Consider the following 14,121-nt stretch of genomic DNA (forward strand, 5'->3'; position numbering starts at 1 on the left):
GCAGCCTCATTTCTGGCGTTTCCGGATTACCCGGGAACAACTTCCACAGCCTCGGCCTCGTCGGGTAATTGCGTATGCGTCTCTCGGATTACTGCTCTGATGCAGAATGGAAAAAAATCAAGGATTTCGCGGATGGAAAGGAGACCCCCTTCCTGGTGGTCGACCTCGAAATCATCAGCCAGAAATATGATGAGCTGACCACCTGCTTCCCGATGGCCAAGGTGCATTACGCACTGAAGGCCAATCCGGGAGCTCCGGTCATCGAGCTGTTGCGCGACAAGGGCTCCAGTTTTGATATCGCCTCCATTTACGAGCTGAACAAGGTGCTGGACGCCGGTGTCGATCCGGAGCGTATCTCCTACGGCAACACCATCAAGAAGGCCGCCCACGTCAAGTACGCCTATGACAAGGGCGTGCGCCTGTTCGCCACCGACTCCAAGGCCGACCTGCAGAACATCGCGGAACAGGCCCCGGGCTCCAAGGTGTTCGTGCGCATCCTGGTGGAAGGCGGCGAAACCGCGGAGTGGCCGCTGTCGCGCAAGTTCGGCTGCCACCCGGACATGGCGATTGACTTGCTGGTCCAGGCCAAGATGAATGGCCTGGTGCCTTACGGCATTTCCTTCCACGTCGGTTCGCAGCAGAAGGACATCGCTGTCTGGGACGCCGCGCTCTCCAAGGTCAAATACATGTTTGACTGGATGAAGTACGAGGAAGACGTCGAGCTGAAGATGATCAACATGGGCGGCGGTTTCCCGGCCAACTACATCTCGGAAGTGAACCCGATCCAGGTGTATGCCGAGGAAATCCTGCGCTACCTGCATGATGACTACGGTGATGACCTGCCGGAAATCATTCTCGAGCCGGGCCGTTCGCTGGTCGGCGAGTCCGGGGTGCTGGTGTCGGAAGTGGTGCTGATCTCCCGCAAGTCGCGTACCGACCTCAAGCGCTGGATCTATACCGACGTCGGCCTGTTCCAGGGTCTGATCGAAACGATGGGCGAATCCATCAAATATCCGATCTATACCGAAAAGATGGAGCAGCATCCGCCGGAAGGCAATGTCGTGCTCGCCGGTCCCACCTGCGATTCCACCGACATCATGTACGAGCATGTCAGCTACGGCCTGCCGCTGAACCTGGCCGTGGGCGACCGCCTGTACTGGATGACGACCGGTGCCTACACCAACTCCTACAGCTCGGTGGAATTCAACGGCTTCCCGCCGTTGAAGGCCTATTACATCAAGTAATCCGGCCGTGAATCAAAAAGGGCGCCTGTGGCGCCCTTTTTGTTGGCTCAGAGTTCACCTTCCGCTTCTGCCATCTGCTGTCGTAATGCCTTCTCATCGCTTTCGAAGAGGTCGGCCAGCTCCTTCATGGCTTCCACGTTACTGCTGATCAGGCTTTCCTCATCGTGATAGAAGGCCTGCTGCCGCTTCAGCAGCTTCTCGTCATAATCGCGGAACATCCGCACGCTGCGTTCCGCGCGCGCCGGATCATAACCCAGCTCCACCAGTGTTTGCCGCGCCAGGTCCAGCGAGGAGAGGAAGGTCTCGCGGAAGATCACGTTCACGCCCAGGTCCATCAGCATATAAGCATGACGGCGGTCGCGGGCGCGGGCGAGGATCGGCAGGTTCGGGTAATAATGCCGCACCTGATTGGCGGTCTTGATCGAGTCGTTGACATCGTCGATGGCCAGAATGAATACCTTGGCCTTATCGAGATGCGCCGCCCGCAGCAGATCAAGGTTGCTGGGGTTGCCGTAATAGACGTTATTGCCGAAGCGCCGCACGAAATCAACTTGCCGGGCGTCGCCTTCCAGCGCGGTAAAGCCGATCTTGTGCGTGCGCAGCACCCGCGCCACGATTTGGCCGAAGCGGCCGAACCCGGCGATGACCACCGGGCTGTCAAGATCATCAACCTTGTCAAACTCGCGTTTTTCCTTTTCAGTCCACAAGGGTTCCACCCAGCGCTCCAGCACCATGAAGGCCAGCGGGGTCAGCGCCATGGACAGTGTCACCACCAGAATCAGCGGATCACCCAGCCAGCCCGGCAGCAACTTGTAACTGGCCGCGGTGCTGAACAGTACGAAGGCGAATTCACCGCCCTGGGACAGGACGAAGCCCAGCCGGATGCTGGTTTGCCAGGAGTTCCCCACAGCCTTGCCGATACCGGCCAACACCATGAATTTGAGCGTCATCAGCCCCAGCGCACCGCCCACAATCAGTAGCGGTTTGCTGATCAGCAGGTGAATGTCGGCGCTCATGCCCACCGCCATGAAGAACAGGCCCAGCAGCAAGCCCTTGAACGGCTGGATGCTGGCTTCCAGTTCGTGCCGGTAAGGAGAGTCCGCCAGCAGCACGCCAGTGACGAATGCGCCCAGCGCCATCGACAGGCCGAGGTAGTCCATCAGCAGCGTAATGCCCAGGATGATGAACAGCGCCGCCGCCGTCAGCAACTCATGCGCGCCGCTCGCGGCGATCAGGCGGAACACCGGTCGCACCACAAAACGGCTGGCCACAATCAGCAATCCGAATACCGCGAAGACCTTGCCGAAATAGGCCAGGTTATAGTCCTGGGTGCTGTTGCCCGACAGCAACGGCAGTATCGCCAGCAGCGGAATCACCGCCATGTCCTGGAACAGCAGTATGGCGAAGGATTTGCGACCGTGCTTGGCGGAAAGCTGTTTCTTTTCGGCCAGCAGTTGCAGCACAAACGAAGTCGAGGACATCGCCAGCCCGAACCCGGCAATGGCCGCGACAGTCGGCTTCAGGCCGAACATCAGACCGATGCCGGTGAACAACAGGCCGGTCAACGTGACCTGCAGGCCGCCCAAGACGAAAATCGAACGCTTCAACGCCCACAAACGCGATGGCTCCAGTTCCAGCCCGATCAGGAACAGCAGCATCACCACGCCGTATTCGGCGAAGTGCATGACATTCCCGGCATTGCCGGCCACGTTCAGCAGGTTGGGGCCCAGAATCAGGCCGGTCAGCAGGTAGCCGAGCACGGCGGCCAGGCCCAGCCGGTGGCCGAGGGGAACAATAAGCAAGGCTGCACCAAGGAATAGCGCCGTCTGGGTCAGTAGCGTCATGCTGCAAATATCCGAAGGTCATATCGATAGGCGAAAGCGGTAGTTGCAAGACCGCCGCAAAGTCGCCAAAGTAGAGTTTTTCCAACGCCTACGATAACAGGAAGCAGGATAATGGCAAAAGTATATGAGGATAATGCACTGTCCATCGGCAACACGCCGCTGGTGCGCCTGAACCGTGTCGTCAACGGTCACCCCAAGGTCTACGCCAAGATTGAAGGTCGCAATCCCGCCTATTCCGTCAAGTGCCGCATCGGGGCCAATCTGGTCTGGGATGCGGAAAAGCGCGGAGTACTGAAGCCCGGCATGGAAATCGTCGAACCCACATCCGGCAACACCGGTATTGCTCTGGCCTATGTCGCCGCCGCCAAGGGCTACCCGCTGACGCTGACCATGCCGTCCTCGATGAGCCTGGAGCGACGCAAGGTGCTGAAGGCGCTGGGGGCGACACTGGTGTTAACCGATCCCGCCAAGGGCATGAAGGGCGCCATCGACAAGGCCGAGGAAATTCGCGCATCCAACCCGGACAAGTATTTCCTGCCGCAGCAGTTCGAGAATCCCGCCAATCCGGAAATCCATGAAAAGACCACCGGCCCGGAAATCTGGAACGATACCGACGGCGAAGTGGATATTTTCGTGGCCGGGGTCGGCACCGGCGGTACGTTGACTGGTGTTTCCCGCTTCATCAAGAAGACCAAGGGCAAGGCCATCCAGTCCGTGGCGGTCGAGCCGGTGGCGTCGCCGCTGATCACCCAGAAGCTGAAAGGCGAAGAGCTGAAACCTGCGCCGCACAAGATTCAGGGCATTGGCGCCAATTTCGTGCCAGCCAATCTGGATCTCAGCCTGGTGGACAGCGTGGAAACGGTCAGCAACGAAGAAGCCATCGAATTCGCCCGCCGGCTGATGCGGGAAGAGGGCATCCTTTGCGGCATTTCCTGTGGCGCCGCCGCCGCCGTCGCCGCCCGCCTGGCGGCGCGTCCCGAGAATGCCGACAAGACCATCGTGGTCATCCTGCCGGACTCCGGCGAGCGTTATCTGTCGACGCCGTTGTTCGAGGGTTTGTTCACCGATCAGGAAATGGTGCAGTAATGACGGGCGGGGCGTATAATCCGCCCCGTTTTCCAACCCGACTTGAGCAGTGAGCATCATGAGCTACAACAACATTCCTCCGGGAAAAGACGCGCCGAATGACATCTATGTCGTGATCGAGATCCCCGCCAACAACGACCCGATCAAGTATGAAATCGACAAGGACAGCGATGCGCTGTTCGTGGACCGTTTCATGGGCACGGCGATGTTCTATCCGGCCAACTACGGCTACATTCCGAACACCCTGTCGGAAGACGGCGACCCTCTGGATGTGCTGGTGGTGACGCCTTACCCGGTGGTGGCCGGTTCCGTGATCCGCTGCCGCCCGGTCGGCAAGCTCACCATGGAAGACGAGTCCGGCATTGATGCCAAACTGATTGCTGTTCCGCACGACAAGCTGACCCCGCTCTACAAGCACGTGAAGGAATACACGGACCTGCCGGAGCTGCTGATCAACCAGATCCGTCATTTCTTCGAAAGCTACAAGGCACTGGAGCCGGGCAAGTGGGTCAAGGTGACCGGTTGGGAAGGTGCGGAAGTGGCCAAGGCCGAAGTGCTGAAGTCCATTGAGGCCGCGAAGAAGTAAATCCTTCTGACGCAGTCATGAAAAAGGCGCTGGAAACAGCGCCTTTTTTGCTTTAAATCCCGCTCGCTTTAAGTCCCACCCGGACGCCGTCGATGCCGATGCTGTTGCCCAGACCCCGCAGGAAATCCATGACGCTGGCGACGGCTTCCAACCGTTGCCAGACATGGGCCTGAAAGTCAAAAACCAACTCCAGTCCCGCCTCAATTTCCAGCCTGACTGAGCGTTCACCCCCGAGAAAACGGCAGTCTAGCCCTGCGCCTTGCTCCGGTTCGTCCATAACGGGCATGAAGGTCAGTTTGCCGTGACCGCACGGCCATTCCCCGGCCAGTTCTCCGATATTCCGCAAGACCATCCACGCGGTAGTCAGCGTGGTCTGGAAATCCGTACGTTCTACGGTGACCTGCAACGGGAAGCTTACGGACTTGTTGCCGGTCAGGTCGGCGCCGCAGGTATGGAAAAGGGCATCCATGGCTCAGCCCTTCAGCGCCGTCACCAGCTTGCCGTGAATGCCGCCGAAACCGCCGTTCGACATGATGACCACTGCATCGCCGTCCAGCGTCTGCGCCACCAGTTCGGCCACAATGGCATCAATATTCCGCATCACCTTCGCCGGCACCGGCGAATCGGCGATCACCGGCTCCAGATTCCAGTCCAGGCCGTCCGGCTGGTACCAGATCACCTGGTCGGCATCGCTGGCGGAGGCAGCCAGGCCATCCTTGTGCGTGCCCATGCGCATGGTATTGGAGCGAGGCTCGATCACGGCCCAGATGCGGCGGTTACCGACTTTCTTGCGCAAGCCTTCCAGGGTGGTCTTGATGGCGGTCGGATGGTGGGCGAAATCGTCATAGACGCTGATGCCTCGCACTTCTCCGATCAGTTCCATCCGGCGTTTCACGCCGCCAAAAGCGCTCAGTCCCGCGCAAGCCAGCTCGATACTGACGCCGACATGATGCGCGGCGGCGATCGCGCTGAGCGCGTTGTTGACGCTGTGCATGCCCGTCATGCCCCAACTCACCGTACCGGCCTTTTCCCCGGCATGAAGCACATCAAAGTGTGATCCGTCCGGCGAGAGCAGGGCGGCCTGCCACAGCGCTTCAGCCTCCCCGGCGAGTCCGGTTTTTTCCACGGGTGTCCAGCAGCCCTTGGCCAGCGTCTCGGCCAGATTGGCGTCAGCAGCGGGGACAATGATGCGGCCCTGGCCGGGAATGGTGCGCACCAGGTGGTGGAACTGCTTCTGGATAGCCGCCAGGTCGTCAAAGATATCCGCGTGATCGAATTCCAGATTGTTCAGGATGGCGGTGCGCGGGGCGTAGTGGATGAACTTGGAGCGTTTGTCGAAGAAGGCGGAATCGTATTCATCCGCCTCCACCACGAAGAATTTGCCGCCGCCAAGGCGCGCGCTGGCTTCAAAACCCATCGGCACGCCGCCGATCAGGAAACCCGGCTCCAGTCCGGCCTGTTCCAGTATCCATGCCACCATGGTAGTGGTGGTGGTCTTGCCGTGCGTGCCGGCGACGCCGATCACATGCTTTCCCTGCAGCACATATTGCGCCAGCCACTGCGGGCCGGAGGTGTAAGGAATGCCTTCATTCAGCACATATTCCACGGCGGGAATGCCGCGTTTCATGGCGTTGCCGACGATGACCAGATCCGGGCGCGGCTGCAGGTGCGATGGATCGTAGCCTTGCATCAGGGAGATACCCTGCGCTTCCAGCTGGGTGCTCATCGGTGGGTAGACATTGGCGTCGCTGCCGGTGACGGTGTGGCCCAGATTCTTGGCCAGAACGGCCAGCGAACCCATGAAAGTGCCGCAAATGCCGAGAATGTGAATATGCATGTTCTGGTTATTCCGTTTGTTTCAGCGCTGGCTGGCGGCGGCCGCCGCTTGTGCTTGCGCCAGCAGTTCGGGGAAAGCCTGGACCATGAAGGTCAGCGCCAGCAAATATAAAGCCAGGGCCAGCATGTTGGCCTGGATCAGTCCGATGTTGATGGTGCGATGATACACGAAAGCCCGGAAACCCAACCCCCAACCCAGCAACACCATTTGCAGGATGCCAAAGGCGGGAAGCAGGGGAGAACGGTCAGGCATCGACATGGCGGCCAGCGACAGCGGCAAGCTGATCAGGGTCAGGATGATATCGCAGCCGATGATGACGGTCGCGGTCTGGGTATAGCGGTAGCGCACGGATTTGTAGGCGGTGAGCAGTTGCAGCGAGGCCAGTTCCACCGTTAATGCAATCAGGGGAATGATGATGACATAGTCCCAGTGCGCCTGGCCTTTTGACAAACCCTGACTGAGCAGCGACAGCAGATAATCCAGGGCGATCAAACCCAGCAACAGCATCGGAGAGTTGGGTGCTTCTTCGGGGCCTCGGTCAAAACGCAGGATCTGCCAGAAAAGGGACCAGAGTGCTTTCATCAGGTGAGCCGTGAGTTTAGTCTTGAAGGATATTGTCTCAAAGTCTGCCCGACGGCGCAGCAGTTTTCCCGTTGCGTTATGTCAGGCAGTCCGCCACGTTCAGGTTCTTGATTATGCCCCCGGTTTTCCAGACGGTTCTTTTATTGTTGTGCTCCAATGTTTTCATGACGTTCGCCTGGTACGGGCATTTGAAGACGCTGTCCGACCGCCCATGGTTTGTGGCGGCGCTGGCCAGCTGGAGCATCGCCTTCTTTGAATACCTGCTGATGGTGCCCGCCAACCGCATCGGCCATACGGTTCTTGACGTTGGACAGTTGAAGATTTTGCAGGAAGTCATCACCCTGTCAGTCTTCATTCCTTTTGCCTTGCTTTATCTCAAGGAACCTTTCCGGATGGACTTCCTTTATGCCGCCCTGTGCATGCTCGGTGCTGTCTATTTCATGTTCCGTCCGTCATTTGGCGGTTGATTGCGGTCGAATATGCAATAAAACCCGTATCAACACTTGGCCGTTTGTGATTTTTTAGTCAAAATCGGCGGTTTTCCGGTTTCCAGGTTACGAGTGACGGTCGCATGACAGCACAAGCATCACAGCCTCTGGTAGGCATCATTATGGGTTCGCAGTCCGACTGGGCAACCATGCAGCACGCCGCAGACACCCTGCGGGCGCTGGGCGTTCCCTTCGAAGCCGAAGTGGTGTCGGCGCACCGTACGCCCGACAAGCTGTTCCGGTACGCGGAAACCGCGCGCGAACGCGGTATTGCCGTGATTATCGCCGGCGCGGGCGGAGCGGCCCACCTGCCGGGCATGTGCGCTTCCAAGACGTCGCTGCCGGTGCTGGGTGTTCCTGTCCAGTCGCAGGCGCTGAATGGCCTGGATTCGTTGTTGTCGATCGTCCAGATGCCCGCCGGTGTGCCGGTCGGAACCTTGGCGATCGGAAAGGCCGGAGCCGTGAACGCCGCGCTGCTGGCGACCCAGATCGTATCGACGGCGCATCCCCGCTTTGTCGAAGCAATCGAAACGTTCCGTCAGCAGCAGACCGACAAAGTGCTGGAAAACCCGATTCCCGGAGCGCAGGCATGAGAGTGGGTGTATTTGGCGGCGGCCAGTTGGGCCGGATGATGGCGTTGGCCGGTTATCCCTTCAACTTGCGTTTCAGTTTCTACGACGCCATTCATGATTGCCCGTCCGCGCCCTTGGGTGATGTCTATGGCGATGCCGCCGGCAGCGCTGAATCCCTGCAGGCTTTTCTGGCCAGTGCGGATGTCTTTACCTATGAATTTGAAAATATTCCGACCGCTTGGGTGGAAAGTATCGCGCGTCACAAGCCGGTATTTCCCAGTGTGCGGTCACTGGCCGTTTCACAAAACCGGCTGAATGAAAAAGAGTTGTTTGACCGTCTGGGTATTCCGGCGGCGCCGTGGCGCCGGGTCGACAGTGAAGGTGATCTTTCTCGGGCGGTTGCCGAGCTGGGTTTGCCGTTGGTGATCAAGACAGTGACCGGCGGTTACGATGGCAAGGGACAGTTTGTCGTTCGCTCGGCAGAAGATGCGAGCCGCGCCTGGAACGAGTTGGGCAAGGCAGCCCCTTTGCTGGCCGAAACTTTTGTCAGCTTTCATCGCGAGTTGTCAATTGTGGCTGTGCGCGGCCAGGATGGCGAAGTACTTTGTTACCCGCCGGCGTGGAACGTCCACCATCAGGGCATCCTGTCCCATTCGGTGGTTCCGGCCCCCGATATTCCGGAGGCGCGCAGTCGGCAGGCTGACGCTTACATCCGCGCCATCATGAACGACTTGCAGCATGTCGGCGTCATGACGCTGGAGATGTTTGATACCGAGACCGGTCTGGTCGCCAATGAGACCGCTCCGCGCGTCCATAACTCCGGCCACTGGAGTATCGAAGGCGCCATCTGCTCCCAGTTTGAAAACCACATGCGCGCAGTGGCCGGACTGCCGCTCGGCGTAACCGACCCCATCCGTCCCAGCGCCATGATCAACATCATTGGCGCCCATCCCGATACGGCCGCTATCCTGGCGATCCCCGAAACACACCTGCATTTGTACGGTAAGACGGAAAGGCCGGGCCGCAAGCTCGGGCATATTACCGTCACCGCGCCCACGCATCAGGCGCTGATGGAGCGCGTCAACGTCATCGCGGGCGAACTCCCGAATCGGATGGCGCTGTAACAGCCCTATTCGAGGCTTCCGGCCGGAGGCCTCAAAAAATCTCCTGGATTGTACTTTTGTTCGACAATCACCTGGCGGGTGGCCGCCAGCCTTCGCCTAGAATGCGCTCATGGGTTGCTGCAGGGTGCAGCATTAACCGGGTGTGTGAAGCTTAATTTTGGAGAAGCATCATGGGCGAATTGAAAGACGTTGCTGAAACTCAGGTCGGTCTGGTTGATCGCGTGAAGGGTCTGGGCAACCAGGTGTATCTGGCTGGTCTGGGTTTGGTTGCCAAGGTTGAAGAAGAAGGCCAGAAGCAACTCGACAAACTGCAAGCTGCCGGTCAGGCCGCGCGCGGTGAGAAGGCCGCTGCCGATAAGAAGGCTGTGCTGGTTGCCTTCGGTCTGGTCGAGACCCTGAAGTCTGAAGTTGAAACGCTGAAGGCTGAAAGCCAGAAGCTGTTTGGTGATCTGGTTGCCTCCGGCGAGAAGCGCAAGGCTGCCTGATTGCAAACAGGCAGTCCTCCCCTGACTGCCTGCTGAAAGAACCCTCTTTTGGGGTGGCGCCCTGCCACCCTTTTTTTTTGCCTGTTTGCCGACAGCCTCGTTTGCCTGACTTTGGTAATACCTGTACGCCGCGTAAGGTCAAGGCCGGTATGGTGTTACACGCTTTTCACGCGCGCTCACAAAATGACTGCATGAGTGTCATAACAATCAGACAAATGGCTTTTGGTGCTGTGGCAGACTACGTTAAAATGCGTGACCCGTGATCCAGGGTTACGTAAAAACCAAGCCGTCGACAAGGATACACCATGAAAAAAATTACCGCCTCCCTCAAGAGTCGTTCCGCTGCTGCGTTGGCCCTGGCCGCGGGCATGATGGTCAGTGCTGCTGCTGAAGCTGGTCAGAAGGTCTGTGTGTTTGACTTGCTGGGCACGCAGGGCGACGTCTACGCCATGATGAAAGATTACGCTCTCGCCGCTAAGGGCTGGGGTGCCGATATCGAACTCAAGGCTTACACTGACGAGCGTATCGCTTCCGAAGATTTCAAGGCCGGCCAGTGCGACGGCATCAGCATCACCGGTCTGCGCGGCCGCCAGTTCAACCAGTTTGTTGGCAGCATCGACTCCATCGGCGCCATTCCCAGCTATAGCGTCATGAAAGATGTGCTGACGCTGTTGAGCTCGCCCAAGATCGCCGGCTCCATGATCAGCAACAACTACGAAGTTGTGGGCCTGGTTCCGCTGGGAGCCGGCTATCTGCTGGTGAATGACCGCGCCATCAACAACCTGTCCAAAGCTTCCGGCAAGAAAATCGCCGTGCTGGACTATGACAAGTCCCAAGCCAAGATGGTGCAGAAGATCGGCGCCCAGCCGGTGGCTTCTGATATCACCAACTTCGCCGGTAAGTTCAACAATGGTCAGGTGGATATCGTTGCCGCCCCGGCCGTGGCGTTCAAGCCCTTGGAACTGTTCAAGGGTCTGGGTACCAAGGGTGCCATCGTCCGTTTCCCGATCGTTCAGCTGACCGGCGACATCGTGATCAATCCCAAGAAGTTCCCGGCGGGCTTTGGCCAGAAGAGCCGTGAATATGTCGTGACCCAGTTGGATCGCGCCTTCAGTGTCATCAAGAAGACCGAGGCGGATATTCCGGCCAAGTACTGGATGGATATCCCGGATGCTGACAAGCCGGGTTACACCAAGCTGATGCGTGAGTCCCGTATCAGCCTGACGCAGGACGGCATCTACGACAAGAAGATGATGTCCTTGCTGAAGAAAGTGCGTTGCAAGCACGATCCTGCCAGCTTCGAGTGCGCTCTGCAGGACGAATAATCCTTCAGCGTCGTCACCAAAGGCCCGGCAAGTCCGGGCCTTTGCATTGGAGGTGGATTGACGCAGGTCGTGAAACTTCCCATAATTCCATACTGATTTACTCGGATTAAGGTTGGTGCAGGTGCTATGACAGAAGCCGCAGTTGGTATGATCCTGACGGATCGGGCCGCAGCCAAAGTTCGCAAGCTGAAGGAAGGGGAGGGCAACCCGGAACTCAAGCTGCGTGTCTATATTACCGGTGGTGGATGCTCCGGCTTTTCGTATGGATTCACCTTTGATGAGAACATGGGTGAAATGGATTCCGTTTTTACCAATCAGGATGTCACCATGGTGGTTGACTCCATGAGCTATCAGTATTTGGCGGGCTCGGAAGTGGATTATGAAGAGGGCTTGCAGGGGTCGCGTTTCATCGTAAAAAACCCGAATGCAACCTCGACCTGCGGATGTGGGTCCTCGTTTTCGGTCTGATTATCGCCCCATTCTTCCCGGATAGATTCCACCCAGCACCCGCGCCTCGCGGGCGCCTGTAACGGCGGGAAGGTTACCCGGGAGATGTCCCATGGTCTGCTTTGCCAGCCACGCAAATGCGGTCGCCTCGACCCAGGTAGGCGACAATCCGTAATGGCTTGTATCCGTGATCAGGCACTTGGGTAACAGTTCCTGCAACCTGGCTGCCAGATGAGCGTTGTATGCGCCCCCGCCGCACAAGATCAGTTCCGGGCTTACCAACTTCTCGGATTCAATCGCTTTGGCAACGCTGGTTGCCGTCAGTTCGCAAAGGGTCGCCTGAATATCAGCGTCAGGATACGAGTCGGCCGCAAGTATCTGTTGCAACCAAGCCAGATTGAAATCTTCTCGCCCCGTGCTCTTTGGAGCGGGCAGGTCAAAGAAGGGATGTTGCAGCATCCGGCCCAATAAGTCGGGCCTCAGCTTGCCTGAAGCGGCCCATGCCCCATTCCGGTCATAGGCATGCTGCCGGCAGTGCTGGATCCAGGCGTCCATCAAGATGTTCGCCGGGCCCGTATCATAGCCCCGCACAAGGCTGTGGGCATCTGCCGGCAAGGTTGTTATGTTGGCGATACCGCCTAGGTTAAGTATCACACGATCCCGCTGCGGTGACCTGAACATGGCTTGGTGAAATGCGGGCACGAGCGGCGCTCCCTGGCCTCCAACGGCCATATCGCGCCTCCGGAAGTCGGCCACGACGGTGATGCCTGTATTTTCGGCTATCACATTGGGATCGCCAATCTGCAGGGTGAACGGACGCCGGGCGCTCGGCCTGTGCCGGATGGTTTGACCGTGGCTACCAATGGCCATGATGCGCGAGCGATCAATATTGCCGTCAGTGATCAATTGGTTCGCGCATTCTGCGAACAATTCACCTAATTGCTTGTCAAGCTCCCCTAATTGGTCAATTTCATTATTGCCGGGAAGGGTTAGCGACAGGATTTGCGTCCGTAACCCCTCGTTCAACGGTAGGGTGTTTGTTGCGAGCAACCGGAAGCCGGGCTCAAATGTAACGGCGACGGCATCAATCGCGTCAAGGCTGGTGCCGGACATCAGGCCTAAATAAATTTTATCGTCCACGGTTTTTCTCATTAAAATGCGCCCTTCCCTTGGGCATTGTAGCGAAAGAGATCATGACTCCAGAACAGCAACTTGCATTAATCCGGCGCGGAACGGAAGAAATCATTCAGGAAAGTGATTTGCTGGCGCGTTTGAAGGAGGGCAGGCCGCTGCGGGTCAAGGCCGGTTTTGATCCTACCGCGCCGGATCTGCATCTTGGGCATACGGTTCTGATTAACAAGCTGCGCGTGTTCCAGGATCTGGGGCATGAGGTGATCTTCCTGATTGGTGATTTTACAGGCATGATCGGCGACCCCACCGGCAAGAATGTGACGCGCAAGCCGCTGACAGCTGAACAAGTGGCGGAAAACGCCAAATCCTATCGTGATCAGGTATTCAAGATACTGGATCCGCAAAAGACCCGGGTGGTGTTCAATTCGGAATGGATGTCAAAGAAGTCGGCCGCCGAGATGATCCATCTGGCCGGACAGTACACCGTGACCAGAATGCTGGAGCGTGATGACTTCTCGAAACGTTTCGCTAATCAGCAGTCGATTGCCATTCACGAATTCCTCTACCCCTTGCTGCAGGGATACGACTCGGTGGAATTGAAGGCAGATGTTGAACTTGGCGGTACAGACCAGAAGTTCAATCTGTTGATGGGGCGCACGTTGCAGGGTAAATACAGCCAAACGGCTCAGGTGTGTATAACCTTACCAATCTTGGAGGGGTTGGACGGCGTCCAGAAAATGTCGAAATCTTTGGGTAATTATATTGGTGTCAGTGATGCGCCCGGGGAGATGTATCAAAAATTACTCTCCATGCCGGATACATTAATTCCCCGCTATTTTGAGTTATTAAGCTTCCGGACCCAGGAGGACGTTGAGGGCTTGCTGAATCAAATGGCGGCAGGCCGTAACCCGCAAGAGTTGAAGAAGTTATTGGCCCTTGAAATCATAGAGCGCTTCCATGGCAAGGATGCCGCTGAAGGCGCGCACAAGGCGGCGGGTAATGTTATTCGGCCTGGTGATATTCCTGAGGACGTGCCTGAGGTCGTCATTGAATGTGGGGGCGAGACCGGACTCCCGATCAGTGCGGTTCTGAACCGGGCGGGTCTGACGAAGAATTCAGCGGCAGCGCGTGATGTTCTGCAGCGGAAGGCGGTTTTTGTGGATGGCGGCGACGTTGATGCGGCTTTTCGCTGTGAGGTTGGCAAGACCTACGTTATTCAGGCCGGTAAAAAAGCCATTGCCCGCGTTATTGTGCAAAAGTAACCGGCTTCTGACATTTCGGAGCAAAACTTGAGCGTTCGGCGGCCGGGCTTGTGAAATGCGTTGACAGGATATTCTGGGGGCCTATAATGCGCCCCACGCTGACGCGCT

The 14,121-nt window shown here is 57.8% G+C and carries 15 protein-coding genes; 10 read left to right on the forward strand and 5 right to left on the reverse strand.

The features are described 5' to 3' along the window. Positions 1–74: 74 nt before the first annotated feature. Positions 75–1,244 (forward strand): type III PLP-dependent enzyme, encoded by a 1,170-nt coding sequence (locus EV700_RS15840; RefSeq protein WP_242610291.1) that lies wholly within the window; start codon positions 75–77, stop codon positions 1,242–1,244. 47 nt (positions 1,245–1,291) lie between these two features. Here the strand turns inward: EV700_RS15840 and EV700_RS15845 are convergent, their stop codons facing one another. Then, complete coding sequence (locus tag EV700_RS15845; RefSeq protein ID WP_130415610.1) at positions 1,292–3,088, reverse strand: monovalent cation:proton antiporter-2 (CPA2) family protein; 1,797 nt, start codon at positions 3,086–3,088, stop codon at positions 1,292–1,294. Between the two features lie 111 nt (positions 3,089–3,199). Here EV700_RS15845 and cysK point away from each other — a divergent pair, with 111 nt between their 5' ends. Further along, positions 3,200–4,174, forward strand: coding sequence for a cysteine synthase A (cysK, locus tag EV700_RS15850; protein ID WP_130415612.1), 975 nt, complete (start codon positions 3,200–3,202; stop codon positions 4,172–4,174). Between the two features lie 58 nt (positions 4,175–4,232). After that, positions 4,233–4,760, forward strand: coding sequence for an inorganic diphosphatase (gene ppa, locus EV700_RS15855; RefSeq protein WP_130415614.1), 528 nt, complete (start codon positions 4,233–4,235; stop codon positions 4,758–4,760). A gap of 52 nt (positions 4,761–4,812) precedes the next feature. Here the strand turns inward: ppa and EV700_RS15860 are convergent, their stop codons facing one another. The 3 genes from EV700_RS15860 to EV700_RS15870 are packed head-to-tail and all read right to left on the reverse strand — an operon-like array spanning position 4,813 to position 7,179. Further along, positions 4,813–5,229, reverse strand: coding sequence for a hypothetical protein (locus EV700_RS15860; RefSeq protein WP_130415616.1), 417 nt, complete (start codon positions 5,227–5,229; stop codon positions 4,813–4,815). A gap of 3 nt (positions 5,230–5,232) precedes the next feature. Next, positions 5,233–6,597, reverse strand: coding sequence for a UDP-N-acetylmuramate:L-alanyl-gamma-D-glutamyl-meso-diaminopimelate ligase (mpl, locus tag EV700_RS15865; RefSeq protein ID WP_130415618.1), 1,365 nt, complete (start codon positions 6,595–6,597; stop codon positions 5,233–5,235). Positions 6,598–6,618: 21 nt separating this feature from the next. Next, positions 6,619–7,179, reverse strand: a complete 561-nt coding sequence (locus EV700_RS15870; RefSeq protein ID WP_130415620.1) for a hypothetical protein — start codon at positions 7,177–7,179, stop codon at positions 6,619–6,621. A 113-nt stretch (positions 7,180–7,292) separates the two neighbouring features. On the opposite strand from EV700_RS15870, the gene EV700_RS15875 reads away from it, so the two are divergent. The 6 genes from EV700_RS15875 (at position 7,293) to erpA (ending at position 11,641) form a co-directional block, all read left to right on the forward strand. Further along, a complete protein-coding gene (locus EV700_RS15875) occupies positions 7,293–7,646 on the forward strand; it encodes a DMT family protein (protein ID WP_130415621.1) in 354 nt (117 codons plus the stop codon). 104 nt (positions 7,647–7,750) lie between these two features. Continuing rightward, entirely contained in the window at positions 7,751–8,260 is a 510-nt protein-coding gene (purE, locus tag EV700_RS15880; protein WP_130415623.1) for a 5-(carboxyamino)imidazole ribonucleotide mutase, read from the forward strand. Beyond that, the gene (locus tag EV700_RS15885; protein ID WP_130415625.1) at positions 8,257–9,363 is read left to right on the forward strand and encodes a 5-(carboxyamino)imidazole ribonucleotide synthase; all 1,107 of its coding nucleotides are present in this window, start codon (positions 8,257–8,259) and stop codon (positions 9,361–9,363) included. The genes purE and EV700_RS15885 overlap by 4 nt, the downstream gene beginning before the upstream one ends. A 170-nt stretch (positions 9,364–9,533) precedes the next feature. Continuing rightward, positions 9,534–9,848 (forward strand): phasin family protein, encoded by a 315-nt coding sequence (locus EV700_RS15890; protein ID WP_130415627.1) that lies wholly within the window; start codon positions 9,534–9,536, stop codon positions 9,846–9,848. Positions 9,849–10,153: 305 nt separating this feature from the next. Next, positions 10,154–11,173, forward strand: a complete 1,020-nt coding sequence (locus EV700_RS15895) for a putative solute-binding protein (RefSeq protein ID WP_130415630.1) — start codon at positions 10,154–10,156, stop codon at positions 11,171–11,173. Between the two features lie 126 nt (positions 11,174–11,299). Then, positions 11,300–11,641, forward strand: a complete 342-nt coding sequence (gene erpA, locus EV700_RS15900) for an iron-sulfur cluster insertion protein ErpA (RefSeq protein WP_130415632.1) — start codon at positions 11,300–11,302, stop codon at positions 11,639–11,641. Here erpA and EV700_RS15905 read toward each other — a convergent pair whose 3' ends face one another. Beyond that, entirely contained in the window at positions 11,642–12,760 is a 1,119-nt protein-coding gene (locus tag EV700_RS15905; RefSeq protein ID WP_278044922.1) for an anhydro-N-acetylmuramic acid kinase, read from the reverse strand. 53 nt (positions 12,761–12,813) lie between these two features. On the opposite strand from EV700_RS15905, the gene tyrS reads away from it, so the two are divergent. Continuing rightward, entirely contained in the window at positions 12,814–14,013 is a 1,200-nt protein-coding gene (tyrS, locus tag EV700_RS15910) for a tyrosine--tRNA ligase (RefSeq protein WP_130415636.1), read from the forward strand. The last annotated feature ends 108 nt before the right edge of the window (positions 14,014–14,121 follow it).

The sequence above is a fragment of the Fluviicoccus keumensis genome (genome assembly GCF_004217445.1).
Lineage (GTDB): Bacteria > Pseudomonadota > Gammaproteobacteria > Pseudomonadales > Moraxellaceae > Fluviicoccus > Fluviicoccus keumensis.